This is a genomic window from Lysinibacillus sp. FW12, from assembly GCF_050817245.1.
Taxonomy (GTDB): domain Bacteria; phylum Bacillota; class Bacilli; order Bacillales_A; family Planococcaceae; genus Lysinibacillus; species Lysinibacillus irui.
Map to the genome: position 1 here is coordinate 3,969,235 of NZ_CP139094.1, position 24,813 is coordinate 3,994,047.

The window sequence follows — 24,813 nt, forward strand, 5'->3', positions numbered from 1 at the left end:
ATAAAAAAACTATTCATACGAAGATATATACGAAAGCCCGAGTCCAATTTTCAAAAGTACATATTGTAGAAGTAGTAACGAGGAAAGGAGGTGACAATATGGGTTGTGGTAAGCCAACAAATCCTATTGGACCAATCCATTCAGCAGGCTGCGTTTGTGACGTAGTTCGCGCTATTTTAGATATTCAAAATCAAGCGGTGCGAGATGAGTGTTCTCCATGTACAGCTAACTGTTTCTTAGAACCACTAGGCGGGATTGTTAGTCCTGCACGCTCACAAGCAGATACACGTGTATTCATGTTAATTACAAAAGATGGTACTCCTTTCAAAGCATTCTTTAATTCACCAACAGCAGATCCTTGTATCTGTACATCCGTATTCTTCCGCGTAGAAGATATGTTTGATGAGTGCTGTGCGACTTTACGTGTTTTAGAGCCATTATGTACATTTGACTCTAGTGAAAGTACAGTAGACTTATTAAGTCGTGACGGCTGTTGCGTAAACATGAAGAAAATCTGTAAAGTAGATGACTGGAACTCAACAGATAGCTGTATTACTGTAGATTTATCTTGCTTCTGCGCTGTACAATGTATCGCTGATGTTGACTTAGGGATTTGTGACTAATTCTTTCACCTTTGACACACACACATAAAAAAAGTGTACAGCATCCTCTGCTGTACACTTTTTTTATAATGTTGGCAACTTTCTTCCACGCCAAAGTATTTGTTGTATATCTTCAAAATAAATGATTTCCTGTGATTTTAATTCTAATGACGTCAGCATTAAAGAATCACTCTGTACATCTGAAGCAGTACCAGTTAATTTTCTACCATCCTTTAAACAAACTAATAATGGCTGGTAGGCTCTCTGACGAAATGGCTTTTCTAAAAATTGGAGTTGTTTCAGTAAATACGGATCAATTTGTACATCTTCTACTACATCTTCTTTTTCTTCAACTGTTTCCTCTTCGAAAATGTGATCCTTTACATATACAGATGTACTTTCATCCAAATCAAGTTCATGTAACACCTTAGAAATATTTAAAAAATATGATGGTGATTTTATAAACAAGCGTGGTTCTCGATCCACTTTACTCACTTCCCTTTTTTCCATACAATATGCGGAAGTAAGCAAATTGGTTCTTAGCCTATTTGACTTAAGAAAACTGTCGCTAGCCCTAAGTAAATCAAAATACTTGTAATATCATTTAAAGTTGTAATAAACGGCCCTGATGCTACCGCTGGATCTATTTTCAAACGATGCATTAACAACGGTATAAATGAGCCTGCTAATGTCGCTACTAAAATGGATCCACAAAGGGCTGCTCCTACTAGCATTCCTAGAACGAGTTCATGTTTCCAAAAATAAACGATACCAATAACAATTAATCCACAAACAATACCAGACATTAAGCCTGTACCCGCTTCACGAAGTAGTAACTTAAATTTACTATGTTCCTCCACGTCTCCTGTGGCAATACCTCGGATCGCTACAGCTAATGCTTGTGTTCCACTATTTCCGGAAGTCCCTGAAATTAGCGGAATAAAGACAGCTAATAAAGCTACTTTATCTAAAGTATCCTCAAATTGGCCCATTAAATTGGCCGTAAGCATACCTAAAAACAGTAGTACCACTAACCAAGGCAGACGTTTTCTAGCTGCTTGGAATGGAGTTACATCAAACTTATCCATATCCGAAATACCGGCTAATTTTGAGTAATCCTCCGACGCTTCTTCATCAATAACATCAATAATATCATCAACTGTGATAATACCAAGAAGTTCACCTTTATCGTCAATAACCGGTGTTGCTAAGAAATTATAATCCTTCATAATTTGTGCAACCTCTTCTTGGTCATCACCTACATGTACCATGACAACACGTTCGTTCATAATGGAACGAATAAGTGTATCCTCATCAGCAATGATTAAATCACGTAATGAGATAACACCTGTCAAACGGTGTTCTTCATCTACTACAAAAATATAATAAACAGTTTCTGCATCTGGTGCCTCTTTACGTAAAATGGCCATCGCTGAACGTACGGTTGAATTTTCTGGTATAGCGACATATTCAGTGGTCATGATAGAACCAGCTGTATATTCATCATAGCTTAGTAGCTCATTAATTTCTTCAGCCGTTTCCTCATCCATCATTTCTAAATAACTTTCGCGTTGGGCCATATCCAGTTCATTCAAGACATCAGCCGCATCATCAGCATACATATGAGAAAGCATTTCTGCACCATATGAAGGATCCATTTCAGCAAGATATGCTTTATACTCATCATCTTCGATATCGATTGCCTCAAAAATATCAGCCATTTCCGTCGGAGACAAGAACGAATAGATAATCTTCCTTATATCAGGTTCCACCTTTTCGTAAAACGTTGCCTGATCATATGGATGAAGTTCTAAAAACTCATCACGGAATGCGTCAATATTATGTGCTTCGAGCATTTCTCGTAGATGTGCCTCATCAAATTGCACATCATCCTTTTCATTTCTTTCCTCTATCATGCTTGTCCCCTCCTTCCGAGCTTTCAATCATTTTACGGGCAATGCCGTAAATCTACCTTCTATATAATAGAGGGTATTATACCCTTTCTGCAAACCCTTTTTTATATCTTTTCAATGCGTATTTTCATGAACTTCCTTGAAATTGGATATTGCCCCAAAAAAGTGAAGATTTCTATATTACTATACCTTATATTTGTCATTTATTTATGAAAAAGATGTAAAGAAAATCTCTCCATCCTAATTCTATAGCAAAAATGAAGGAGATGCCCGTTGTGCGAACATCTCCTTATGTCATTAATTTAAGCGGAAGATTCATTTAGCAATCTTTGCATATCTTCAGTGAGCAAACTTGAGAACTTTAATGTTTGATTTGTTAAAGGATGCTCCATATCTAAAGACACACAATGCAATGCTTGGCGGCCAATATATTGGCGATTTCCTCCGTAAAGTTCATCTCCAATAAGTGGATATCCTAAATAAGACATATGAACACGAATTTGATGCGTACGTCCTGTATGGAGTCGAAGCTTTATATGTGTCATTGGTTCATTATTAAAATAAAACCTTTTTAACACCGTTACATCAGTATGTGCATATTGCCCATCTTGACGTACCTCTCGCTCAATAATGCTGGTTTCTTTACGTCCAATAGGGGCCACAATTGATTGGACATCTTGTACAACATGTCCATGCACAATGGCTTCATATTGTCTTGAAATTTGACCATGACGTTGAGCAAGCCCCGTTAAATGATGAATATGTGCATGCTTGGTAATACAGAGTAAGCCTGATGTATCTCGGTCTAACCTTGTGACAATATGAGCAGTGGAAGCTAATCCTTGTTGCTGAAAATAACCACAAACTACATTTGCAATGCTATTGGTTGGATGCTCTCGTGAGGGTATCGTACTTTGATGAGCTGGTTTATCAAGGACGAGGATTGCGTCATCCTCATATACGATGGTCAAATCACCATTTTCAATAGCAAGCCCGTCACTTCTTTCCTCAGGGGGAAAGGTCACTTCCACACAATCACCAATATCAAGAACATGTCTTACATTACGTTCAACACCATTCACAGTCAACAAGCCGCCATCAAATTTAATGGCGGTTAAAGCTCGCTTAGAAATACGCCATTCCTGAAGAGCTTCTCGTAATAATTGGCCCTTTTTGTTAGCTATAAAGCGTAGTTTAAATCTTGTATCCATCTTACTCATTCGCGACGAAGGACTCATGCACACGTTCCCAAAATGGGAAGGGGCGGAAACGAGCAAAGCGTACTCTTTCATTTGCTACATTAAATACAATGGCCTTCACATCACCTTGTGTAATTTGTAAATGATCAACGGTCATATTAAAATTCTGATCATTTACTGGACGTAAGACACAATGATGATGCGCTGGTAAAATTAATGGTGAACCAACAGTCCGAAACACACGATTATTAATCGACGCAATTTCTGTGATCTGCAGTGCCGCTAACGTAGGATGGATAATCGCCCCACCGAGCGCTTTATTATAAGCTGTACTACCAGAAGGAGTTGACACACAAAGACCATCTCCACGGAAACGCTCAAACTGATTACCGTTGAGTTCGACATCCATAACAAGTGTTACATCTGGCGATTTGACTGTTGCTTCATTTAAAGCAAGATACGTGTTGGATTCAGCATTATGATGCTCTACCTTTACTTCTAGCAGTGGATACTCTACAACATTAAAGTCTTTTTTAGCAATGGACAAAACTAACTTTTCTAACTCTGATGGCTTCCAATCCGCATAAAACCCTAAATGACCCGTATGAATACCTACAAAGGCTACTTGATCTAATAAATGAGAATATCGATGAAAGGCATGCAACAGCGTACCGTCTCCTCCAATAGAAACTACGATTTCTGGTGTTTCCTCATCATATGTTAAGCCAAAGTCCTGTAAATAGGTTTTAGCTAGCTCCATTAGCTCATTGGATTGTGCATCTCTACGTGATTGTATCGAAAACTTCATTGTGCGTCACGCTCCTTCTCCGATAGTAAATTAGGATTCGATGCCTCTTTGTATTCACTAAAGTAAGCCTGTGCCTCTTGAATTTCACTACGAATTGATGACATTTCCTCATCCAATCGAAATGCTGCCTCTGCTGCACTTTGCAGGCGGTTTTTAATTTCCTCTGGGAACATGCCCTTATATTTATAATTTAAAGAATGCTCAATAGATGCCCAGAAATTCATGGCCAATGTTCGTATTTGAATTTCAGCTAATACTACTTTTTTCCCTTGAATCGTTTCAACCGGGTATTCAACAATCATATGATAAGAGCGATACCCACTTGGTTTATTATGTGTAATATAATCACGTTCTTCTACTACACGCATATCTTTCCTCTGACGAATAAGCTCTGTTACCGTTGCAATATCATCAACGAATTGACACATAATACGAAGGCCAGCAATATCGCCAAGTTCATCACCAAGTTGTTTAGAAGGTTCAAAAGCTAATCCTTTTTCTAACGTTTTATCATATATACTTGCTAAGGGCTTTACACGTCCAGTTACAAATTCAATTGGAGAATTGGCATTCACAATTCCAAATTGAGAACGCATGCCCTTTAATTTTACTTTTAATTCGTCTACTGCTTGTTTATAAGGACTTAAAAATATTTCCCATTGTCCCATTGTAAAAACCTCCCGACATTCGGTCGAACATCACCGTCTGTTCGTTTTGTCTTTCTATTCAGCGAGAATTGTCTTGAAGTGTTGTTCCACCGCTTGGACAAATTCTGCCCCGTAATTGAAATTTCCTTCAATATTATACACGAGCATTTCCAATTCTTCGTAAAAATTTGTCAGTTCAATCGTTTCTTTCCCTATTCGTAGTATTGGATTTTTCTTTTTTTGTAAAATATGTACAAGATTCTCCCAACTACTCGGCGGAAAACGCAAGTAATGATAGTCTTCACCTGCATCAAGTAAATAAATAAATGCAAAGTCATCTGAATCTGCAATGAGTTGTCCAGCAGGTTTTAACTGTAAATTTACTTCATTGTCGTTTAAACTAAAATGAAGTTGATCTTGTTCAAAATTCGATGTTTCTATTGTATAAATTTTACGCACTGCGGTTCCCCTTTTCGTTGTACTCTTCCTCTTATTTTATCACACAGGGTAAATAGTTGCAGTGTGTAAATATTAATTCAAGCGAAACAACGAATGAAAAATAAAAAAATAAATAGGTGAATATAAATGACACAAGAGATTGAAATTGAATTTAAAAATCTATTAACAAAACAACAATATGAGCAGTTATTAGAAGACTTCCACATAAGTCAAAATGCTATTCATCGACAAACAAATCATTATTTTGACACACCTACTCAGGCTATTCGCAAACTACAGAGTGGACTGCGTATTAGACAAATTGGGGATTATTATGAATGTACCCTCAAAGAGAAAAATGCCGAGCACGCTCATCTTGAAACGACGGATGAACTTACAGCAGCACAAGCACAGCAAATGCTAGATGGTAAAGGGTTTTACGCCATAGAGGTAGCTAAAAGATTGGACTTCTATCAAATTCCTTTGGAACAATTACAGGTTTTTGGTTCTCTCACTACGGATCGTGTCGAAATTCCTTATAAAGAGGGACTTCTCGTTTTTGACCATTCTTACTATTTGCAGTGTGACGATTATGAGGTAGAATATGAAGCAAAAGATGCAATAAAAGGAAATACAATTTTCGACGAATTTTTACAACAATACGGAATTAAAAAACAAGCTACAGATAAAAAAATAGCGCGCTTTATGAAGGCCCTACAAGCACAAAATTCATAATAGTATAAATATAACGGAAGGTGACTAACTCCTTGGATATTCAATCACTAAAATCTTTACTAGAAATTCAAGCATTGCAAACACTTGGCGCTGCTGAAAATTCATCACCAAACAACCTGACTGACAATAATTCTATTTTTTCTGACATGATCAATGAGTTATTAGGAGATGCCTCGACTGCAAGCAATGCCAAATTATCTAGCTTGCTTGCAACAGGGACAGCTAATAATTCAGATTTCGTCAATCAGCTGGCAATGCTAGCAAATACGTCCGAATCAAGTCCATTGGAATCATTGCTTTACCAAGGCTCTAATGCTGTTTTTATCCCTGAATCTGTCAAACATGCATTAGCTAACACCTCTACTAGTAAAAAGCTTGATTCCTATGTTTCGGATGATGTAATAGGCTCTACCGCTTATGCCAATTCACTAGCAGGAGCTAATCAGTATGCCGCTATTATTGAAAAAGCAGCTGCTACTTATCAAGTACCTGCAAAGCTTATTGCAGCTGTTATAAAACAAGAATCTAATTTTAATCCAACCGTAGTAAGCCATGCGGGAGCACAAGGCTTAATGCAATTAATGCCTACAACTGCTCAATATTTAGGCGTGACAAACGCTTTTGACCCAGAACAAAATATTATGGCTGGAGCGAAATATTTGCGTCAAATGCTAGATAAATTTAATAATGATCCTACACTTGCATTAGCTGCCTACAATGCTGGCGCATCACGTGTTACAAAATATGGAGGTATCCCTCCTTTCAAGGAAACACAGAATTATGTCAAAAAAGTGATGAATTACTTTACGGTGTAAACCGCATATTCCCTGTTCTCTATGCCTTTTCCAACAAATTTCACCCTCTGTGGTGAAATTTGTGCTTTTTTAGCGAACAACAATTCGAAAGAGCTCTTTGTTTGTGTTAACGAAAAGACGTTGATAGAATGAAGGTAGTCACAAGAAATTCACATTTTACTGATGACGAAGTATATCAATTTGCCTCGCTGATAAAACAAGCATTCATAGTCTTCTGTGCCTGACGCTTCGCATTAGGTACAAAAACATTTGTTGGATCAGAAAAAATGATACTTTACGATATAAAGAATTAAAGGAGCATATAACTTATGAGTCGAAAATACACTGTTCCTTATGAGGAGCTGGGAGCTGAAAAACTGGAAGAACTTATTCATGCGTTCTATAAAAGAGTTGCTCAGCATCCTGATCTTATTCCAATCTTTCCAAAGGATTTGACAGAGACAGCCCGTAAGCAAATTCAATTTCAAACACAGTATTTAGGTGGACCCAATCTTTTTACTGAAGAACATGGACATCCAATGATGCGTGCACGTCACATGAATTTTCCGATTACACCTGACCGCGCTCAAGCTTGGCTAGAGTGTATGTCAGAAGCAATGGATGAGGTAGGTTTGGAAGGGAAGTTCCGTGAAACTTATTATCAACGTTTAGTATTAACAGCTCATCACATGGTTAATACGCCTAATGACGATGAGGGGGAATTGTTACGTGAATAATATTCAAATGCTACAAGATCCGACGCCAACGATTTCTACTGCTAATAAGCCAATTGAATTGTATATTTTCGTAGATCCACTTTGCCCTGAAGCTTTCAGTATGCAAGCGACTCTTCGTAAATTACAGCTTGAATACAACCATTATTTTACATGGCGCTATGTTTTAAGCACAGAGCTTACTTCATTAAACTGCTTAAGTAAGCGTGTCAAAGGTTGTATTTCAGGAATCGAACTTGATATTAATCACCCTGTGTTACCTTCTATTGCGATTAAAGCAGCTGAATTACAGGGAAAACGTGCAGGTGCACGCTATTTATCGAAACTACAAGAATATGTTTTATTAAGCCATCAAGATGTAAACTCCTATGCTACTCTTTTAAAAATTGCAGAGGATGTTCAGCTTGATATGAATGAGTTCACTGTAGACTTTGGCTCAAAGGAAGCAGCCCGAGCCTTCCAATGCGATTTATATATTAAACGTGAAATGGAAGTTGACGAAGTGCCAAGCATCGTATTTTTCAATGAATGTATTGAAGATGAGGGGCTTAAAGTTAGTGGCAGCTATTCCTATGAAGTTTATGAACATATTTTACAAGAAATGCTGAGCGAACAACTTGTACGCCAGCCATTACCATCAATAGAGGACTTATTTTCTAAATTCCATACTCTTTCTACAAATGAAATAGCTTTTATCTATTCATTAACAGAGCAAGCAGCAGAGCGTGAACTAAAGAAACGCATGCTACAACAAAAACTTGAACGAATTCAGACAACTCACGCTACGTTATGGCGTCTTAAATAATACAATAAGCAACAAGGGACTCCACTAATTTATAATGGGGTCCCTGTTGCTTTTAATTACTCAAAAAACAAAGAAGCGCCTCTATCCTCGACCGATAGAGACGCTTCTTTTTCACAAAGGGGATGGGAGAAATGTTCACGTTCAAACAAAGGGGTGTATGTTTGTTTTGTGATTTATTTCACAAGAATTACTCTATCATGGAATAATATATTTAGCAATGAAACTAATAGTAGATTCACAAATTTGTCAAATAGAAAGCGATTACAAACAGTATTTATCCAACATGCACACTTTTAAACTGTTTATAAATCAAAAAAAATCATTATTCTTTTATTTCAAATTACACTGACAATAACTAAAAAAGGACTATAGGAATATTCCTACAGTCCTTTTAATTAATTATTTAACAATAATTTTTCCAATTCAGTTAAACGCTCTTCAAAAACCTTACATGCATCGTCAATTGGCTTAGCAACGTTCATATCTACACCTGCAGCCTTTAGTACTTCAATTGGGAAATCAGAGCATCCTGCTTTTAAGAAGTTATTAATATAACGTTCTACAGCTGGTTGACCCTCCTCTAAAATTTGTTTACTTAACGCTGTAGCGGCTGATTTACCCGTCGCATATTGATATACATAGTAATTATAGTAGAAGTGTGGAATACGTGCCCACTCTAAACCAATTTCCTCATCCACAACAATATCATCACCAAAGTACTTTTTGTTTAATTCATAATAAACTTCAGTTAAACGATCTGCCGTTAATGACTCACCATTTTTATCCATTTGGTGAATAAGATGTTCGAACTCCGCAAACATTGTTTGTCTGAATACCGTACTTCTAAAACCATCTAACCAATGATTTAGTAAGTATATCTTTTGTTGAGGATCATCAATTGTTTTCAGTAAATAGTCATTCAATAGCTCCTCATTACATGTAGAAGCAACCTCTGCCACAAAGATTGAATAGTCTCCATATACAAATGGCTGATTGTTTCGTGAATAATAACTATGAACACTATGGCCAAATTCATGTGCTAATGTAAATAGATTATTTACATTGTCTTGCCAATTCATTAAAATATACGGATTCGTACCATATGCACCTGATGAATAGGCTCCACTTCGTTTACCTTTATTCTCTAAAACATCTACCCAACGATTATCCAAGCCGTTTTGGACGATGCTTTGATATTCCTCACCTAATGGTGCTAATGCTTTCACTAAAATATCTTTCGCCTCATCATAAGTAACCTTCATTTCCACTTCTTTAACAAGAGGAGCAAATAAATCCCACATATGCAATTCATCCACACCTAATAACTTCTTACGCAATGAAATATAACGTTGCATTGCTGGTAAATGCTTATGAATCGTTTCAATTAACTGATCATAAACATTTTCTGGAATGAAGTTATTAGACATCGCTGCATGGCGAGCAGAATCATAATGACGAATACGAGCATTTACATTATGCTTCTTTACATTACCAGTTAATGTGGCTGAAAACGTATTTTTAAATTTACCATAAGTTTCGTACATGGCTTTAAACGCACCCTCACGTACAGAGCGATCCTTGCTCTCCAAAAACTTGATATAGTTACCATGTGTAAGCTGTACCTCTTCGCCCTCTTCATTTTTCACATGAGGGAAAACCATATCGGCATTATTTAACATGCCGAATGCATTGGAAGCTGTACCAGTAACCTCAGACATTTGAGCTAGCAATGCCTCTTGTTCAGCTGGTAGTACATGTGGACGTGCCATGGTAATTTCTTTTAAAAATTGCTTATATAATTGTAAATCTTGATTTTCTGCTAGATAGCTTTCAATTGTTTCTTCACTTAAAGACAGAATCTCTGGTGTTAAAAACGCTAGGCCAGCTGAGATACTAGTTGCCAATGTTTGAATACGGCTATTCATATCTTGATAAAAGCCATTTGCCGTATCCTGATCGTAACGCATGTGAGCATATGTGTAGAGCTTCATGGCACGTCCATAAAGATGATCGTGATACTGTAAAGCCGCTAATAATGCCTCTGCTCCATTGTTTAAAGTACCTGCATAGCTAGATGCTTGTTTAGCAAGCTCTGCAACCTCCTTAAACTCCTCTTCCCAAGCTGCATCAGTTGCAAAGATGTCCTCTAAACGCCAAGTTAATTCTTCTGGTACTTCATTTCTTACCAAAACTTTATTACTATTACTAGCCAAGTATGCCAGCCCCCTTAATATGTGCTTTTTTCCTTTTACTCTCATATTTTCTCAATATATTGCGACAATTGCAAATAAATGTGCATACACTTGCTTATAAATATCTTGCGAATGATTTCCTTGCTTTATGTTTTTTAGGAAGTGGCCGTAATGCTGAACAGCGTTAATTGCCTGTTCCGTCCTTTCTATTTGGTGCTCCCTTAAAAATTGCTGAATAAGGTCCCTATCTAATTCATATGACTGCATGCCTAGTCGTTTACTAAAGTGCAACAGCATCGTCTGCCATTCACTTGTAAACAAAGAGATTGCTGCTCCTTCTTTTACTGGTATTCCAATGTAAGAAGGCATAGCAGTTAAAGAAAGCTTTAACTCATAGCAGGTCCGTAAAAACGAATCTTGCGTACCCTTTTTGCTATGTAAAAGGCGTCCGTATGCAAACTGTCTACAAGCATGTTTATACAACTGCCAATATTGTTGAAATTCTGCTTGGGTAATACGCTTGGGTAGATAAAAAGGGAAGAGCTGTTGATCGATTGGAATTACTTGTACTTTGCCTATGAAAGTATGCCCATGAATAGGAAGAAGATTCGTCCAATAAATAAAATGTGCTGTCTTAGCGTTATAGGTTATTAAATAAGGTAATTCTTCTGCGTCCAAGATAAACGCTTTTTGCAGCAAAGGAGGAATTTTAATTTTGCATATACCACTTAAAGTATCTTTGCTTTGAGGAGTTTGAAAAAGCCAAATTGCTTGTATGCCATTTTTTTCATAACCCTCTGTTCGTCGGTCCCATATTTCGTGGGGGATTGTACTACATTGATATTCAAAAGCAAAATGCTTGTCATCCATTGTAACAAGTATATCTGGACGCTGAGAAAGCTTATTTAAAAATGGCTCCAGTTTCACTTTATATTTAAGCTTTTTTAACCATTCATATATTTGAATTTTACCTTGTAGATGTAACTTAGATTCCCCTTCTGAAAATAATTGTGAACATTTATTATTTGTGAGGTGGGCAAAATGTGGAATTTTAGAGTGACCTATTTTCAATTGAACAGGTTCAAGACACTGTGGACAAAAAAATTTCATCTGTCGCCTATATCGCTGTAAAGCTTTCCTCGTATATTGATATGGGAGAAATAGTTGCTGTTGATTGTTATAAGCAATAAGCATCGAATCAGCTCCTTTTTAGCCAACTATAGTAGAGAGGAATGGCTATCACAAAGAAATAAGCTGTTTTTCTTGAAATTAAAGAAATGCGGTCTAAAAATTTATAAGGATAAAAAAAGGACTGCAGTGAAACTCGATCATGAACGAGTTTCACTGCAGTCTAACAAATCAGGTAATCCACTGCTTAAGCAAAATATTTTCGGATTGTTTCAAAGCAATTAAATTCCATTATCTTTTCACCGTACTCCTCTAGACGATGAATTGTGAAATTGGATGGTGTTAAAAATTCTTTGATGACCGCATTTCTATCATGACGATTTAACTCCTCATCTGCATTACCAAAATCAACAACTAAATAGTACCAATCTTCATATTTGAATAATGAGGAATCCACTAATTCGTCTGTCATTCGTTTTGCGACAGGGATTAACTCATCAATATCTTTAAATTTATAAACATAAATGTCTGTATCCATAAATAATTCTGACTCATCCATGTCACCAAATTGAGTTAGCTGGCTAAGAAGATCTTCCCCAACTTCATCGAATGGTGCAAACATATCTTTGTGTTCATCAAAATTCGAATGACCATCTAATGTTTCACCGTCTTTTAAAATATGTGCACGTGTGACAATGATTTCTAAGCCAACTTCAGATGCATTGATATGAATCCAAATCGGACCCTCTACATCAAAATAATCCTCCGTGTTTACTTCATCAATCATATCCCAAAAAAGTTGTTCACCCTTTGCTCGATTGTACCAAATCTCTTCACGACTATAGCCGCGATCCTCTATATCATTGTACGTAATAAAGAGCTTGAGTGTATTTTCATTTACACGTTCGATGTCCACTAGACCTCATCTCCCTTCACTGTCATATGTCGAAAAACAGTTTTGTTTCATTAGTATGCTTTTATTCTTTGTTTTTAACCTTCATACCGCATTTGTTTTTCAACCTTTGACCACACTACAGTTAAACCATCGAGTACACCGTAAACATCGATTATTTTGTTCACAGTTGTCTCTAACTCTATTGTATGCTGTTCTGTCATAAAATGAAAAGGATATACACCGTTTCACAGAAGATATTTGAATTATTGAAATTGTAGTAAACTATTTAACTTAAATCAAGTTTAACATACTTTAACGGAAATATATGACTTTTCCTATTAATTATTATACTTCATATAGAAGGTTTTACATAAGTAAAACATAAAAAAATAGATGTCACAACATGCATTCCACATTTGTAACATCTACTACATATATTATTCAAAATGGATAGTTTTAATTCACCATTCGCTGCGCTTCTTGAAGCTGATATGCTCGAACTTTACGAGGTAGGAAGCGACGAATTTCATCTTCATTATAGCCAACTTGGAGACGTTTTTCATCCAAAATGATTGGTCGGCGTAATAAACCAGGATACTCCTGAATTAATTCATATAAACGTTGTAGTGGTAAACTTTCAACATCTACATTTAATTTTTGGAATATTTTTGAACGAGTAGAAATAATTTCATCTGTCCCGTCTTCAGTCATACGTAAAATTTTTTTAATTTCACTAATACTTAGTGGCTCAGAAAATATATTACGTTCTGTATATGGAATTTCGTGCTCCTCTAACCAAGCTTTCGCTTTACGACAAGAGGTACAACTTGGTGATGTAAATAGGGTTACGATCATTCTGACACATCCTTTCATTTCGAAATTATTATCTAAAACCAGAACCAGAGTGTTAAATTAGAATTAATGTAAAGTAAAATACACAGTACCATTATACAGTACTCCGCTGTATTTGAATATAGTTCCAATAAAAAAAGACTGAACCCACAACTAAATATTCTTTCTTTTTATACATCTTTTAATGTAGCGTATTTTCTACTATCTTATGTGCTACTATTAACATTCCCACTTTCAATGCATTTTAAACATCTAGGCTTGTATCTTAGTTGTTCTCATTTATAAAAATTAAACGAGAAAATTGTCAATTTGGTGTGTACAGCGAAACATATTTTTAATAAAAAAGTATAAATTTATAACATTATTACACAACAGAAAAAGCATATAATTTTTTTATGAAAAAAAACACAGTCAAAAGTCTGACTTTACACAATGGAATCTTTATAATATAATTCATTGCAATAAAATCAATTTAAACAATTTGAATTGAGAAAAACGCTGACGAAGAGTAGTACATATGCATATTTCACGTTTAGAGAGTCTGTGGTCGCTGCAAACAGATCGTGGAGGCATGTGGAATGGACTTCCGAGTTAGCTTTGTGAACGCTACTTGAGCAACTAGCAAAGCTCGTCACTTCACGTTACGAAGCAGAGTGGCCTTTTTAGGCAAGCTGGGTGGTACCGCGGATTCAAACATCATTCGTCCCTTCTTTAGAAAAAATCTAATGAGGACGCATGATGTTTTTTTATTTTCATCAATCGGTTTAATGATGAAAGTTACGCCGCTGGCTAAAAGCCGCGGAACTTGAATTCGAGGAGGAAATTTTCATGACAACTATTTTTTCTGGCGTACAGCCTACAGGAATCGTAACATTAGGGAACTATTTAGGGGCATTTAAGCAATTCCCTGCATTACAAGATGAAGGAAACGCTATTTATTGCATCGTTGACCAGCATGCAATTACTGTGGCACAAGATCCAAAGGAATTACGCGAAAGCATTCGCAAGCTAGCAGCTACCTATATCGCTACTGGCATTGATCCTAAAAAATCTACATTATTCATTCAATCAGAGGTACCTGCACACGCTCAGGCAGGATGGATGTTACAATGTGTGGCTTCAATTGGGGAGCTTGAACGTATGACACAATTTAAAGATAAGTCACACGGTAAGGAAAGCGTCTCTGCCGCTCTTTTAACATACCCACCGTTAATGGCTGCAGACATTCTACTTTATAATACAAACATTGTTCCTGTCGGCGATGACCAGAAACAACATATTGAATTAACACGTGACCTAGCAGAACGCTTTAACAAACGTTACGGGGATGTCCTAACGATTCCAGAAATTCAATTACCAAAAGCAGGCGCTCGTATTAAATCACTACAAGAGCCAACAAAAAAGATGAGTAAATCGGATCCAAATACAAAGGCAACAATCCGCTTACTTGATACAGCGAAAGAAATTGAGAAAAAAATCAAATCAGCTGTTACGGATTCAGACGGTGTTGTAGCATTTGATGTGGAAAATAAACCAGGCGTTTCAAATTTATTGACAATCGAATCAGCTATTTCAGGTGTATCTATTGATGACTTAGTGAAAAAATATGAAGGCATTGGTTATGGTGGATTCAAGCAAGGTGTTGCAACAGCGGTTATTGAACACCTAACTCCTATTCAAGAAAAGTTCTATCATTTAGTAGAGTCATCTGAATTAGATGCCATTCTAGATGAAGGTGCAGCAAAAGCAAATGCCATTGCAAGTGCCACTTTAAAACGTATGGAAGAAGCAATGGGCTTAGGCCGTGCGCGTCGCTAACAATTTAAAGCTTATCAGTGGAACGATCAAAGCCTAAATCAAGAACGACAGCGCATATGATGATGCAGGCCCCTATCGCCATATAAAATTCCGTTGTTTGAAAAATAAATTTAAAAACAACCTTCCAGGAATAACCTAGCGTACGGTAATTTAAATACAATATGAGATTCCCTACAGAGAGGATCATTAAGCCATAGCTTACTAAAAATAAAAAGAGACGAAACATAAGTAGAGGCATCCTTTCTATTTCTTCTTACTTATCATGTATTCACAAAACTATAAAAAAAGACGTCAGCCGTTTAAATTTGGCTGACGTTTTTTCTAGTTTAGATATTATGCTTCATATTTTTTGAATAGAAGACTTGCATTGTGACCACCAAAACCAAGAGAATTACTCATTGCATATTGAATCGTTGCTTCTCTCGCTTCATTTGGAACATAATCTAAATCACATTCAGGATCTGGATCCATTAAATTGATTGTTGGCGGTAATATACCTTCTTTAAGGGCTAATGCTGTGAAAATAGCTTCCACACCACCAGCTGCACCTAATAAGTGACCTGTCATAGATTTTGTTGAGCTCATCGCTAGCTTATAAGCATGCTCACCAAAAGCAGTTTTAACGGCTTGCGTTTCAAATAAGTCATTATATGGCGTACTAGTGCCATGCGCATTAATATAATCAACTTGTGATGGCTCTACTCCACCATCTTCCAATGCTTGCATCATCGCACGTGCTGCGCCCTCTCCCTCTGGAGCAGGAGCTGTAATATGGTGAGCATCTCCTGTTGCACCATAACCTAAAACTTCAGCATAGATTTTAGCACCACGAGCTTTTGCATGTTCATATTCTTCTAAAATGACAATACCGGCACCTTCTCCAATAATAAAACCATCACGGTTTTTATCAAATGGACGGCATGCAGCCTGTGGATCTTGATTTAATGATAAAGCAGTATTGGCACAGAAGCCTGCTACTGCCATTGTTACGATTGGTGATTCAGCACCACCTGAAATCATAACATCCGCATCTCCACGTTCGATTACTTTGAAAGCATCACCAATTGAGTTTGTTCCTGAAGCACATGCCGTTACAGAACAAGAGTTAATACCCTTCGCACCAAAATAGATGGATACTTGACCTGAAGCCATATCAGGAATCATCATTGGAATGAAGAATGGACTAACACGTCTAGCGCCACGCTCTTGGAACGTTAAAAACTGCTGTTCATAAGTTTCCATACCACCGATTCCAGAGCCAATCCATACACCTGCACGAGGAGCTAGCTCTTCATCAATTGTTAGCTGTGCATCTTCCATTGCCATAATTGAAGCCGCTAACGCGTAGTGCGTAAAACGATCCATTTTACGAGCTTCTTTACGATCAATATATTTTTCAATATCAAAATCTTTCACTTCTGCTGCAATTTTTGCTGCAAAAAGATCTTTATTTAAACGTGTTAGCTCACCAATACCAGATTTACCAGCTTTAATGTTTGCCCATGTTTCTTCGATGCTATTTCCTAGTGGTGTAACTGCGCCAATTCCTGTAATTACTACTCGTCGTTTACTCATTGTCTTACTCCCCTCAAGCATTTTTCCTTCTTATTTTCCCCATCTCATGGCTACGGCACCCCATGTTAAGCCGCCACCAAAACCAACAAGGACTAATAAATCATCCTCTTTTATCTTACCTGCTTCGAGCTCATCTACCAAGGAAATACCAATAGAAGCTGCGGAAGTATTTCCGTATTTATGAATCGTTTTTGACATTTTTTCTGGTGGTAGCTCTAATCGCTCACGAGCAGATTCCATAATACGTATATTTGCCTGATGCGGCACTAAAAAATCAACGTCTTCTTTTGTTAATCCTGCTTTATCTAACACATTAACCGCTGATTCACCCATTTGACGAACAGCAAATTTAAACACTTCACGACCGTTCATCGCAATCGTGTCTTGCTTTGTTAAATAAAGATTCTTGCCGCCTGTACCATCAGCACCAAGTTCAAATGATAAAATACCTCTGCCTTCAGATACTGGTCCAACAATAGCTGCACTCGCACCATCACCGAATAATACAGCCGTATTGCGATCGTTCCAGTCAATGACTTTCGACAGCTTTTCAACACCTACTACTAAGACATATTTATAAGCATTTGCCTCTACAAAGTGCTTCGCTGTCACTAAGCTATATATAAATCCTGCACATGCTGCAGCTTGATCCATCGCCGCAGCGTTCACTGCACCGAGTTGTTCCTGAACCATACATGCTACACTTGGAAAAGTTTGATCCTGTGTTACAGTTGCTACAAGTATTAAACCAATTTCCTCAGGCGTAATACCCGCTTTTGCAATAGCTTCTTTAGCAGCAGCTACTGCTAAATCTGAAGTTTCCTGATCATCTGCCGCAAAATGACGTTCTTCAATGCCTGTTCGAGTACGAATCCATTCATCCGAAGTATCCATTATTTTTTCCAAATCAAAATTTGTAACGACCTTCTCAGGAACATATTTGCCTATTCCTATAATACCTGCGTTCATATAGCAACCCCTCAGCTTTCTTACTATCAATTATTAGTAACTGGTCATAATTATAACGCATACAAAAGGAAGGACGCAAGATGAATTAAAATTAATGTGTTTTAGAGAGGCTTTTGTTTGTTCAATTCGACGGGATTGTCGGGGTTTGGAGCGGTTTTCACCTGTTTTCGAGCGGGTTGGTCATGCTTTGGAGCACTTCCACACCTTTTTGGAGCGGGTTCTGTCTACTTTGGAGCGCTTCTCCACCATTTTCGAGCGGGTTCTGCCTACTTTGGAGCGCTTCCACACCTTTTTCGAGCGGACTCATCCTATTTTGGAGCGCTTCCACACCTTTTTCGAGCGGGTTCAGCTAGCTTTGGAGCGCTTCTCCACCATTTTCGAGCGGGGCAACCTGCTTTGGAGCGCCTTTCCACCATTTTCGAGCGGGGATATCCTACTTTGGAGCGCTTCCACACCTTTTTGGAGCGGGTCCTGTCTATTTTGGAGCGCTTCTCCTCCATTTTCGAGCAGGGATATCCTACTTTGGAGCGCTTCTCCTCCATTTTCGAGCGGGGACACCCTACTTTGGAGCGCTTCCACACCTTTTTCGAGCGGGCTCAACCTATTTTGGAGCGCTTCTCCACCATTTTCGAGCGGGCTCAACCTATTTTGGAGCGCTTCTCCACCATTTTCGAGCGGGGATATCCTAATTTGGAGCGCTTCCACACCTTTTTCGAGCGGGCTCAACCTACTTTGGAGCACTTCCACACCTTTTTGGAGCGGGTTCTGTCTACTTTGGAGCGCTTCTCTACCATTTTCGAGCGGGTTCTGCCTACTTTGGAGCGCTTCCACACCTTTTTCGAGCGGGGCAACCTGCTTTGGAGCGCTTCTCCACCATTTTCGAGCGGGCTCAACCTATTTTGGAGCGCTTCCACACCTTTTTGGAGCGGGTTCAGCTAGCTTTGGAGCGAGTCCCATAAATCTATTACCAATTCTTAGGTCTCATAAAAACATCAAAAACTAAAATACAAAACCTCGTAGTTGTTGTGACAAATTCGCCATGTTTCACATAAATGATTCATTTTTTTTCGATTTATGTTATGATATGATAATGAATATGAGTAAAATCTTATGATGAAAAAAGTTCGGTTGAGGTGAAATTAATGCAATATATCGTAACGTTCATATGGTCATTCCTACTAGTTTCTATGTTAAACTATGTAGTCAGCTCTGTACTTGGTGTACCATTTGATTTTAAAACAGGGGCAATCGTTTCAGTTGTATTCTCTATTCTTATCTTTATTATTGGAGCAATCATTCCAAACGATCCTACACCAGAAGCTGCAGACCATCATTAATTCAGCTAGAAAAAACCTGTTCAGCATCATGCCGAACAGGTTTTTTCTGTTATTTTTCCACCACACATTGACCATCACACATTTTTACATGCAATGTTTCCCCCGGTAAAACCTCACCACGTAGGAGTTCTCTTGCCACTGCTGTTTCAATATGTCGTTGGACAAAGCGTTTTAGTGGTCTTGCGCCAAATTGAGCATCGGCACCTTGCTGTACTACCCAATTAATCACTTCTTGCTCAACAGATAATGTAATTTCTTGCTCTGCCACACGTTTAATCAGTTGCTCAACGTACTTCCAAGCGATTGCTGTAAAATGCTTAGTCGATAGTGCATGGAAGAAAATAATATCATCCATTCGATTTAACAGCTCTGGTTTAAAATGTTGTCTAAGCGCAGTCATAACTAAGTCCTCAACAGAGGCATCGTCTTCTTTTGCCTCCATTAAATAACTAGACCCAATATTCGATGTTAAAATAACTACTGTATTTGTAAAATTAACCATACGACCTTGACTATCAGTGATACGCCCATCATCTAAAATTTGCAATAAAATATTAGCCACATCTGGGTGGGCTTTTTCAATTTCGTCAAGTAGGACGACAGAATAAGGGTTGCGGCGAACGGCTTCGGTTAATTGTCCCCCTTCCTCATAGCCGACATAGCCTGGAGGGGCACCAACTAGACGAGATACACTATGCTTCTCCATATATTCACTCATATCAATTCGGATAAAATGTTCCTCAGAATCAAATAATTGAGCAGCAAGGGCTTTGGCAAGCTCTGTTTTACCAACACCTGTTGGACCTAAAAATAAAAAGCTTCCAATCGGGCGATGTGGATCTTTAATGCCTGCACGTGCACGCCACACAGCTTCTGTCACTAGTTGAACCGCTGTATCTTGCCCTACTACACGTTCATGCAATGTATCCTTTAAACGTAAAAGTTTTTCACGCTCACCCTCCACTAATTTTGTCACAGGGATGCCAGTCCAACGTGAAACAATTGAAGCAATTTCATCAGCCGTCACTTCTTCTCGCAAAATACGAGACTCTGCGCCATTTTCTAATTGTTTTTCTAATGCCTGAATTTCTTTTTCAAGAGTTGGAATTTTGCCATGACGTAATTCAGCAGCTTTATTTAAATCATATTTACTTTCCGCTTCATCTAAATCTCGACGGTATTTATCTAACGTTTCTCGTTTTTTCTGAATGTCATGCAGCATTTCCTTCTCAGCTTCCCATTGTTTTCGCATTCCTTCAGAGGATTCTTTTAACTTTGTTAATTCCTCAGTCAATTGCTCAAGGCGTTTTTTACTTGCTTCGTCCTTTTCCTTACGTAATGCCTGTTCCTCAATTTCTAGCTGCATGATACGACGGGTCACAGCATCTAATTCCTGTGGCATGGAATCGATTTCCGTACGAATCATTGCACACGCCTCATCAATCAAATCGATCGCCTTATCTGGTAAAAATCGCTCTGTAATATACCGATTAGATAGTTCTGCTGCCGCAACAATGGCTCTGTCATGAATACGTACAGCATGATGTAACTCAAAACGTTCTTTTAAGCCACGTAAAATAGACACTGTATCTTCAATAGAAGGCTCACGCACGAGTACTTGCTGGAATCGACGTTCTAATGCAGGATCTTTTTCAATATACATACGATATTCGTCTAATGTCGTAGCCCCTATACAGTGTAATTCACCACGCGCCAGCATAGGCTTTAACATATTTCCTGCATCCATAGCGCCGTCTGTTTTACCGGCACCAACAATGGTATGAATTTCATCAATAAATAAAATAATTTGCCCTTCCGAATCTTTTACCTCTTTTAAGACACCTTTTAAGCGTTCTTCAAATTGACCACGGTAACTTGCACCCGCGATTAAAGCACTCATATCTAGCTCATATAGGACACATTCTTTCAAGCCCTCTGGCACATCGCCTTTCACTATACGCTGTGCTAAACCCTCGACTATAGCTGTTTTACCAACACCGGGCTCACCAATTAATACAGGATTATTTTTCGTTTTGCGTGTTAAAATACGAATGACATTTCTAATTTCCTCATCACGTCCAATAACGGGATCCATTTTGCCATTTTTTACTTCTTCAATTAAATTTCGTCCAAATTGCTCTAATGGTTTTTTATTATCAGTTTGTTGAAATTGCATAGCTAGCACTCCTTTACCTTAATGTTTCGCATAATTTCTATACCCATTCTTGTTCTTTCGAAAAGTTTGACCTTTTTTGACTAACTTTATTTTACATCACTCGACAATTCTAAGCAAAGAAATAGCTCTAAAATTTATCACTTAAAAATGGAAATTTACGTTATAATAGTAGGTATGTTTCTATGTTTTAGTATCGAAAAATCCACTATCCTTTTGTAATAATCGACATTTATTACAAAAAGAAAGCGATGTGTTGGAGATATGGTTTTATTGGATAATATGTCTGAAAAAATTAAGGATCTTTTTCAAAAGCACGGTGTCTTTATCAAGGTGAATAAAGGGAATAAAATTTTTCTAGAGGGTGAACGGGCAAAAGAAATTTATTACATCAAATCAGGTGTAATTTCGATTAGCCAAGAAACGGAGACTGGCAAGGAGTTAACCATCCGTATTTGTGGTCCTGACAGTATAATTGGAGAGGGATCGCTGTTTTGTAATCTCGTCTATAATTCCATGACTGCAAAAGTTTTAGAACCTTCTACGCTGTATGTTTTAAGTCGCAAATCTTTGGAGCATTTATTAGAAGAACAGCCTACTGTCATGGTGGAATATATGAAGTGGTTACAAACAGAAAACTTGAAGCATCAAAGCCGTTTGCGTGATTTAGTGTTAAATGGTAAAAAAGGTGCTTTATTTTCAACGCTCATTCGACTTTCTAATACGTATGGTAAATCATTAGAAAATGGCTCTATTTATATTGATTTCCAGCTAACAAATACTGAAATAGCGAATTTGTGTGCGACCAGTCGTGAGATGATTAATCGGATGTTAAATGATCTAAAAAAACACGACATTGTCACTTTCGATAAAGGTTTTATTACAATTCATGATTTACAGTTTTTAAAAAATGAAATTGCTTGTGAAAATTGTCCATTACAAATATGCCGTATCGATTAATTTCGTTACATGCAAAATCCCTGCCTATTAAAATAAGCAGGGATTTTCTTCTGTTTCAGATTAACGTACGCCTAGTGCCATTTTTGCATAGCGAGACATTTTATCTTTTGACCAAGGTGGGTTCCATACAATGTTAACATTTGTACTTTTCACTTCTGGAAGCTCCCCTAATGCTGTGTTTACTTGGTCCACAATGACCGGTCCAAGTGGGCAACCCATAGATGTTAACGTCATTGTTACAGTCGCTACCCCTTCATCATCTAAATCTACATCATATACTAAACCTAAGTTGACAATATCAATTCCAAGCTCAGGGTCAATTACGTTTTCTAATGCACCTAACATGCTGTCTTTCATATCCTGATCCATTCGTATTTCTCCTTCCATCATAGTGTTAACCTTATCATAGCAGATGCATCATATTATGCCAAATGCTGTGCAAGCCAGTCAGTTGCTGCTAGCATACCGTCACGTGGTACAGCATGTCCAGCCTTTTTATTTACCATGAACTTTAAATGTTCAGGGTTTGCTTGATAGTATTCCCGTAATGTCTCATAAAATTTATACGTTTCGCGGAAAGGTACCGTTTTATCTAATTCTCCATGCCAAAAGAAGACAGGGCGACCTGCGAACTTTTCTGGTGTTAGACTGACATCGTATTTTGCTAGGTGCTCATTTATTTTTTCTACTTCTTCCTCTGACATCGGTAAATTCACACCATTTTTTGCGAATTGCTGTAACTGATACTCACCCAATTTAACAAAATTAGGCGCACCCATACATATTGCAGCTGTTTGTATCCAATCATACAGTTTAAGACAGCCTGATGTGACAATGCCGCCCATAGAAGTGCCTGCTATGCCAATATTATGATTAGCTAATAAATTTTTATTGTTTAACTCATCATATATTTGTTGCACTTCATGAATAGAATTTAAGACAATGTCCCAAAATTTTAAGTTCATTTGCATCTCTGATAGGCCTTCACTGCGATCACCATGGAATTTTGCATCTGGTAATAGGACACGCACCCCTTTATGCACCAATTGATATGCATAGTGTAAGTTATGTTCTTTTGCACTCATAAAGCCGTGTAAAAAAATCACTACCGGGGTTTCTTCATTCATATTGTCTGAATGTATATGTAATAAAGGAATATTTCCCCACACTTCTTTTTCTACAAACATTTTTGTCACTCCCAACTCTTGTCTCATCTTTATGTTAGCAAACTTTTTTCACTGTGACAAAATTTTGACGAATGAAAGACAAAGAGATACTATTCAAACTATAGGAAAGGGGCAACGAGCTATGAAACCGCATTTAATCGTATTAGACTTAGACGGTACTTTATTAACAGACCAACAACAAATTTCAGCAAAAACGAAAAAAACATTATTGCAGGCTAAGGAACAAGGTCATCAAGTCATGATTGCGACAGGACGTCCTTACCGAGCAAGTACAATTTATTATCAGGAACTAGGACTGACTACACCCATTGTCAATTTTAATGGAGCTTATGTGCATCACCCTAAAAATGCCTCTTGGCAACATATGCATACTCCGATTGATTTAAGTGTCGTACATGATGTCGTTGATTCCATCAAAGGTTACGAATACGAAAATATTATTGCTGAGGTAAAAGATGAGGTTTATGTTCATACAGAGGACGATCGTATCTTAAATATCTTTAATATGGGCAATCCCAAAATTACACTTGGGGATTTATATACACACCTCTTAGAAAATCCTACAAGTTTATTGATACAAGCCAACGAAGCGAATTCGGTTATTATACGTGACCATTTACAAGCGGTGCACGCAGAAGTTATTGAGCATCGTCGATGGGGTGCACCTCTTCATATTATTGAAATTGTGCGCCGCGGCTTAAATAAAGCGGTAGGTATTGCGCATGTGGCTAAAGATTTAGGTATCCCACGTGAGCGCATCATCGCATTTGGTGATGAAGACAATGATTTAGAAATGATTGAATATGCCGGACTTGGTGTAGCAATGGGGAATGGTATTCCAAGTCTTAAAAACATTGCCAATGAAATTACATCAACAAATAATGAGGATGGAATCGCAAAAATACTCATCGAACGCTTGAAATTATCATAGTTAAGTAGTAAGTTCAAGTTAACATTCCATTTTTACCAGTTTAACTTTATTCAGTGGTACCCCTTTAAAGTTAGTGAGTATTAACTGAATAAAGTTAAACAGTAAGTTGAAATTAGGGGGA

At 37.6% G+C, this 24,813-nt stretch carries 27 protein-coding genes and 1 other annotated feature; of the genes, 9 read left to right on the forward strand and 18 right to left on the reverse strand.

Going from position 1 to position 24,813, the window contains the following annotated elements; all coding sequences use genetic code 11:
* Positions 1 to 98: 98 nt before the first annotated feature.
* Positions 99 to 623 (forward strand): CotY/CotZ family spore coat protein, encoded by a 525-nt coding sequence (locus SJW71_RS20515; RefSeq protein ID WP_008174263.1) that lies wholly within the window; start codon positions 99 to 101, stop codon positions 621 to 623.
* A 63-nt stretch (positions 624 to 686) separates the two neighbouring features.
* Here the strand turns inward: SJW71_RS20515 and SJW71_RS20520 are convergent, their stop codons facing one another.
* The 6 genes from SJW71_RS20520 to SJW71_RS20545 all read right to left on the reverse strand — a co-directional run bounded on the left by SJW71_RS20520 (position 687) and on the right by SJW71_RS20545 (position 5,628).
* Positions 687 to 1,088, reverse strand: coding sequence for a hypothetical protein (locus SJW71_RS20520; RefSeq protein WP_312504825.1), 402 nt, complete (start codon positions 1,086 to 1,088; stop codon positions 687 to 689).
* A gap of 53 nt (positions 1,089 to 1,141) precedes the next feature.
* Positions 1,142 to 2,518 carry a magnesium transporter gene (mgtE, locus tag SJW71_RS20525; RefSeq protein ID WP_312504826.1) on the reverse strand — a complete coding sequence of 459 codons (1,377 nt, stop codon included), beginning with the start codon at positions 2,516 to 2,518 and terminating at the stop codon, positions 1,142 to 1,144.
* A 299-nt stretch (positions 2,519 to 2,817) separates the two neighbouring features.
* Positions 2,818 to 3,726 carry an RluA family pseudouridine synthase gene (locus SJW71_RS20530; RefSeq protein WP_431812225.1) on the reverse strand — a complete coding sequence of 303 codons (909 nt, stop codon included), beginning with the start codon at positions 3,724 to 3,726 and terminating at the stop codon, positions 2,818 to 2,820.
* Position 3,727: 1 nt separating this feature from the next.
* Positions 3,728 to 4,522: an NAD kinase gene (locus SJW71_RS20535; protein ID WP_274795702.1), complete on the reverse strand. Its 795-nt coding sequence runs from the start codon at positions 4,520 to 4,522 to the stop codon at positions 3,728 to 3,730.
* Positions 4,519 to 5,190, reverse strand: a complete 672-nt coding sequence (locus SJW71_RS20540; RefSeq protein ID WP_274795701.1) for a GTP pyrophosphokinase — start codon at positions 5,188 to 5,190, stop codon at positions 4,519 to 4,521. Before SJW71_RS20540 ends, SJW71_RS20535 begins: the two co-directional genes overlap by 4 nt.
* Positions 5,191 to 5,244: 54 nt before the next feature.
* Positions 5,245 to 5,628 (reverse strand): hypothetical protein, encoded by a 384-nt coding sequence (locus SJW71_RS20545; RefSeq protein WP_274795700.1) that lies wholly within the window; start codon positions 5,626 to 5,628, stop codon positions 5,245 to 5,247.
* A gap of 126 nt (positions 5,629 to 5,754) precedes the next feature.
* Here SJW71_RS20545 and SJW71_RS20550 point away from each other — a divergent pair, with 126 nt between their 5' ends.
* The 4 genes from SJW71_RS20550 (at position 5,755) to SJW71_RS20565 (ending at position 8,675) form a co-directional block, all read left to right on the forward strand.
* Entirely contained in the window at positions 5,755 to 6,342 is a 588-nt protein-coding gene (locus SJW71_RS20550) for a CYTH domain-containing protein (RefSeq protein WP_274795699.1), read from the forward strand.
* Between the two features lie 32 nt (positions 6,343 to 6,374).
* The gene (locus tag SJW71_RS20555) at positions 6,375 to 7,157 is read left to right on the forward strand and encodes a lytic transglycosylase domain-containing protein (protein ID WP_312504830.1); all 783 of its coding nucleotides are present in this window, start codon (positions 6,375 to 6,377) and stop codon (positions 7,155 to 7,157) included.
* 308 nt (positions 7,158 to 7,465) lie between these two features.
* The gene (locus SJW71_RS20560) at positions 7,466 to 7,873 is read left to right on the forward strand and encodes a hemoglobin (RefSeq protein WP_012292959.1); all 408 of its coding nucleotides are present in this window, start codon (positions 7,466 to 7,468) and stop codon (positions 7,871 to 7,873) included.
* Complete coding sequence (locus SJW71_RS20565) at positions 7,866 to 8,675, forward strand: DsbA family protein (RefSeq protein WP_312504833.1); 810 nt, start codon at positions 7,866 to 7,868, stop codon at positions 8,673 to 8,675. Before SJW71_RS20560 ends, SJW71_RS20565 begins: the two co-directional genes overlap by 8 nt.
* Positions 8,676 to 9,070: 395 nt before the next feature.
* On the opposite strand, the gene pepF is transcribed toward SJW71_RS20565, so the two are convergent.
* From pepF to spxA, 4 genes are all read right to left on the reverse strand, one after another.
* Positions 9,071 to 10,888 (reverse strand): oligoendopeptidase F, encoded by a 1,818-nt coding sequence (pepF, locus tag SJW71_RS20570; RefSeq protein WP_431811438.1) that lies wholly within the window; start codon positions 10,886 to 10,888, stop codon positions 9,071 to 9,073.
* 51 nt (positions 10,889 to 10,939) lie between these two features.
* Positions 10,940 to 12,061, reverse strand: coding sequence for a competence protein CoiA (locus SJW71_RS20575; RefSeq protein ID WP_431811439.1), 1,122 nt, complete (start codon positions 12,059 to 12,061; stop codon positions 10,940 to 10,942).
* 181 nt (positions 12,062 to 12,242) lie between these two features.
* The gene (gene mecA, locus SJW71_RS20580; protein ID WP_274795694.1) at positions 12,243 to 12,911 is read right to left on the reverse strand and encodes an adaptor protein MecA; all 669 of its coding nucleotides are present in this window, start codon (positions 12,909 to 12,911) and stop codon (positions 12,243 to 12,245) included.
* A 435-nt stretch (positions 12,912 to 13,346) separates the two neighbouring features.
* Entirely contained in the window at positions 13,347 to 13,742 is a 396-nt protein-coding gene (gene spxA, locus SJW71_RS20585) for a transcriptional regulator SpxA (protein ID WP_025116803.1), read from the reverse strand.
* A gap of 489 nt (positions 13,743 to 14,231) precedes the next feature.
* Positions 14,232 to 14,453 (forward strand) — a binding site (T-box leader).
* A 117-nt stretch (positions 14,454 to 14,570) separates the two neighbouring features.
* Between spxA and trpS the strand changes: the two genes are divergently transcribed.
* Complete coding sequence (trpS, locus tag SJW71_RS20590) at positions 14,571 to 15,560, forward strand: tryptophan--tRNA ligase (protein WP_274795693.1); 990 nt, start codon at positions 14,571 to 14,573, stop codon at positions 15,558 to 15,560.
* Positions 15,561 to 15,564: 4 nt separating this feature from the next.
* Here the strand turns inward: trpS and SJW71_RS20595 are convergent, their stop codons facing one another.
* From SJW71_RS20595 to SJW71_RS20615, 5 genes are all read right to left on the reverse strand, one after another.
* Complete coding sequence (locus tag SJW71_RS20595; protein ID WP_274795692.1) at positions 15,565 to 15,786, reverse strand: hypothetical protein; 222 nt, start codon at positions 15,784 to 15,786, stop codon at positions 15,565 to 15,567.
* 107 nt (positions 15,787 to 15,893) lie between these two features.
* The gene (fabF, locus tag SJW71_RS20600; protein ID WP_431811440.1) at positions 15,894 to 17,135 is read right to left on the reverse strand and encodes a beta-ketoacyl-ACP synthase II; all 1,242 of its coding nucleotides are present in this window, start codon (positions 17,133 to 17,135) and stop codon (positions 15,894 to 15,896) included.
* 30 nt (positions 17,136 to 17,165) lie between these two features.
* Positions 17,166 to 18,104 carry a beta-ketoacyl-ACP synthase III gene (locus SJW71_RS20605; protein ID WP_313469404.1) on the reverse strand — a complete coding sequence of 313 codons (939 nt, stop codon included), beginning with the start codon at positions 18,102 to 18,104 and terminating at the stop codon, positions 17,166 to 17,168.
* 157 nt (positions 18,105 to 18,261) lie between these two features.
* Positions 18,262 to 18,411 carry a hypothetical protein gene (locus SJW71_RS20610; RefSeq protein WP_431811441.1) on the reverse strand — a complete coding sequence of 50 codons (150 nt, stop codon included), beginning with the start codon at positions 18,409 to 18,411 and terminating at the stop codon, positions 18,262 to 18,264.
* A 38-nt stretch (positions 18,412 to 18,449) separates the two neighbouring features.
* Entirely contained in the window at positions 18,450 to 18,935 is a 486-nt protein-coding gene (locus SJW71_RS20615) for a hypothetical protein (protein WP_431811442.1), read from the reverse strand.
* Between the two features lie 311 nt (positions 18,936 to 19,246).
* Between SJW71_RS20615 and SJW71_RS20620 the strand changes: the two genes are divergently transcribed.
* Positions 19,247 to 19,441: a YjzD family protein gene (locus tag SJW71_RS20620; protein ID WP_004227469.1), complete on the forward strand. Its 195-nt coding sequence runs from the start codon at positions 19,247 to 19,249 to the stop codon at positions 19,439 to 19,441.
* A 49-nt stretch (positions 19,442 to 19,490) separates the two neighbouring features.
* Here SJW71_RS20620 and SJW71_RS20625 read toward each other — a convergent pair whose 3' ends face one another.
* A complete protein-coding gene (locus SJW71_RS20625; protein ID WP_274795688.1) occupies positions 19,491 to 21,617 on the reverse strand; it encodes an ATP-dependent Clp protease ATP-binding subunit in 2,127 nt (708 codons plus the stop codon).
* 270 nt (positions 21,618 to 21,887) lie between these two features.
* Between SJW71_RS20625 and SJW71_RS20630 the strand changes: the two genes are divergently transcribed.
* The gene (locus SJW71_RS20630; protein ID WP_312504847.1) at positions 21,888 to 22,574 is read left to right on the forward strand and encodes a Crp/Fnr family transcriptional regulator; all 687 of its coding nucleotides are present in this window, start codon (positions 21,888 to 21,890) and stop codon (positions 22,572 to 22,574) included.
* Positions 22,575 to 22,634: 60 nt separating this feature from the next.
* On the opposite strand, the gene SJW71_RS20635 is transcribed toward SJW71_RS20630, so the two are convergent.
* Positions 22,635 to 22,943 carry a metal-sulfur cluster assembly factor gene (locus SJW71_RS20635; RefSeq protein ID WP_103117491.1) on the reverse strand — a complete coding sequence of 103 codons (309 nt, stop codon included), beginning with the start codon at positions 22,941 to 22,943 and terminating at the stop codon, positions 22,635 to 22,637.
* Between the two features lie 53 nt (positions 22,944 to 22,996).
* Positions 22,997 to 23,761 (reverse strand): prolyl oligopeptidase family serine peptidase, encoded by a 765-nt coding sequence (locus SJW71_RS20640; protein ID WP_312504849.1) that lies wholly within the window; start codon positions 23,759 to 23,761, stop codon positions 22,997 to 22,999.
* 121 nt (positions 23,762 to 23,882) lie between these two features.
* Here SJW71_RS20640 and SJW71_RS20645 point away from each other — a divergent pair, with 121 nt between their 5' ends.
* Positions 23,883 to 24,692: a Cof-type HAD-IIB family hydrolase gene (locus SJW71_RS20645; RefSeq protein ID WP_274795684.1), complete on the forward strand. Its 810-nt coding sequence runs from the start codon at positions 23,883 to 23,885 to the stop codon at positions 24,690 to 24,692.
* The last annotated feature ends 121 nt before the right edge of the window (positions 24,693 to 24,813 follow it).

Excerpts from the sequence above, each read along its gene's own strand:
- SJW71_RS20515 (WP_008174263.1), top strand. The coding sequence starts at position 99 with ATGGGTTGTGGTAAGCCAACAAATCCTATTGGACCAATCCATTCAGCA.
- mgtE (WP_312504826.1), bottom strand. The coding sequence starts at position 2,518 with ATGATAGAGGAAAGAAATGAAAAGGATGATGTGCAATTTGATGAGGCA.
- SJW71_RS20530 (WP_431812225.1), bottom strand. The coding sequence starts at position 3,726 with ATGGATACAAGATTTAAACTACGCTTTATAGCTAACAAAAAGGGCCAA.
- SJW71_RS20535 (WP_274795702.1), bottom strand. The coding sequence starts at position 4,522 with ATGAAGTTTTCGATACAATCACGTAGAGATGCACAATCCAATGAGCTA.
- SJW71_RS20540 (WP_274795701.1), bottom strand. The coding sequence starts at position 5,190 with ATGGGACAATGGGAAATATTTTTAAGTCCTTATAAACAAGCAGTAGAC.
- SJW71_RS20550 (WP_274795699.1), top strand. The coding sequence starts at position 5,755 with ATGACACAAGAGATTGAAATTGAATTTAAAAATCTATTAACAAAACAA.
- SJW71_RS20560 (WP_012292959.1), top strand. The coding sequence starts at position 7,466 with ATGAGTCGAAAATACACTGTTCCTTATGAGGAGCTGGGAGCTGAAAAA.
- SJW71_RS20575 (WP_431811439.1), bottom strand. The coding sequence starts at position 12,061 with ATGCTTATTGCTTATAACAATCAACAGCAACTATTTCTCCCATATCAA.
- trpS (WP_274795693.1), top strand. The coding sequence starts at position 14,571 with ATGACAACTATTTTTTCTGGCGTACAGCCTACAGGAATCGTAACATTA.
- SJW71_RS20595 (WP_274795692.1), bottom strand. The coding sequence starts at position 15,786 with ATGTTTCGTCTCTTTTTATTTTTAGTAAGCTATGGCTTAATGATCCTC.
- fabF (WP_431811440.1), bottom strand. The coding sequence starts at position 17,135 with ATGAGTAAACGACGAGTAGTAATTACAGGAATTGGCGCAGTTACACCA.
- SJW71_RS20605 (WP_313469404.1), bottom strand. The coding sequence starts at position 18,104 with ATGAACGCAGGTATTATAGGAATAGGCAAATATGTTCCTGAGAAGGTC.
- SJW71_RS20610 (WP_431811441.1), bottom strand. The coding sequence starts at position 18,411 with ATGAGTCCGCTCGAAAAAGGTGTGGAAGCGCTCCAAAGTAGGCAGAAC.
- SJW71_RS20620 (WP_004227469.1), top strand. The coding sequence starts at position 19,247 with ATGCAATATATCGTAACGTTCATATGGTCATTCCTACTAGTTTCTATG.
- SJW71_RS20625 (WP_274795688.1), bottom strand. The coding sequence starts at position 21,617 with ATGCAATTTCAACAAACTGATAATAAAAAACCATTAGAGCAATTTGGA.
- SJW71_RS20635 (WP_103117491.1), bottom strand. The coding sequence starts at position 22,943 with ATGGATCAGGATATGAAAGACAGCATGTTAGGTGCATTAGAAAACGTA.
- SJW71_RS20640 (WP_312504849.1), bottom strand. The coding sequence starts at position 23,761 with ATGTTTGTAGAAAAAGAAGTGTGGGGAAATATTCCTTTATTACATATA.
- SJW71_RS20645 (WP_274795684.1), top strand. The coding sequence starts at position 23,883 with ATGAAACCGCATTTAATCGTATTAGACTTAGACGGTACTTTATTAACA.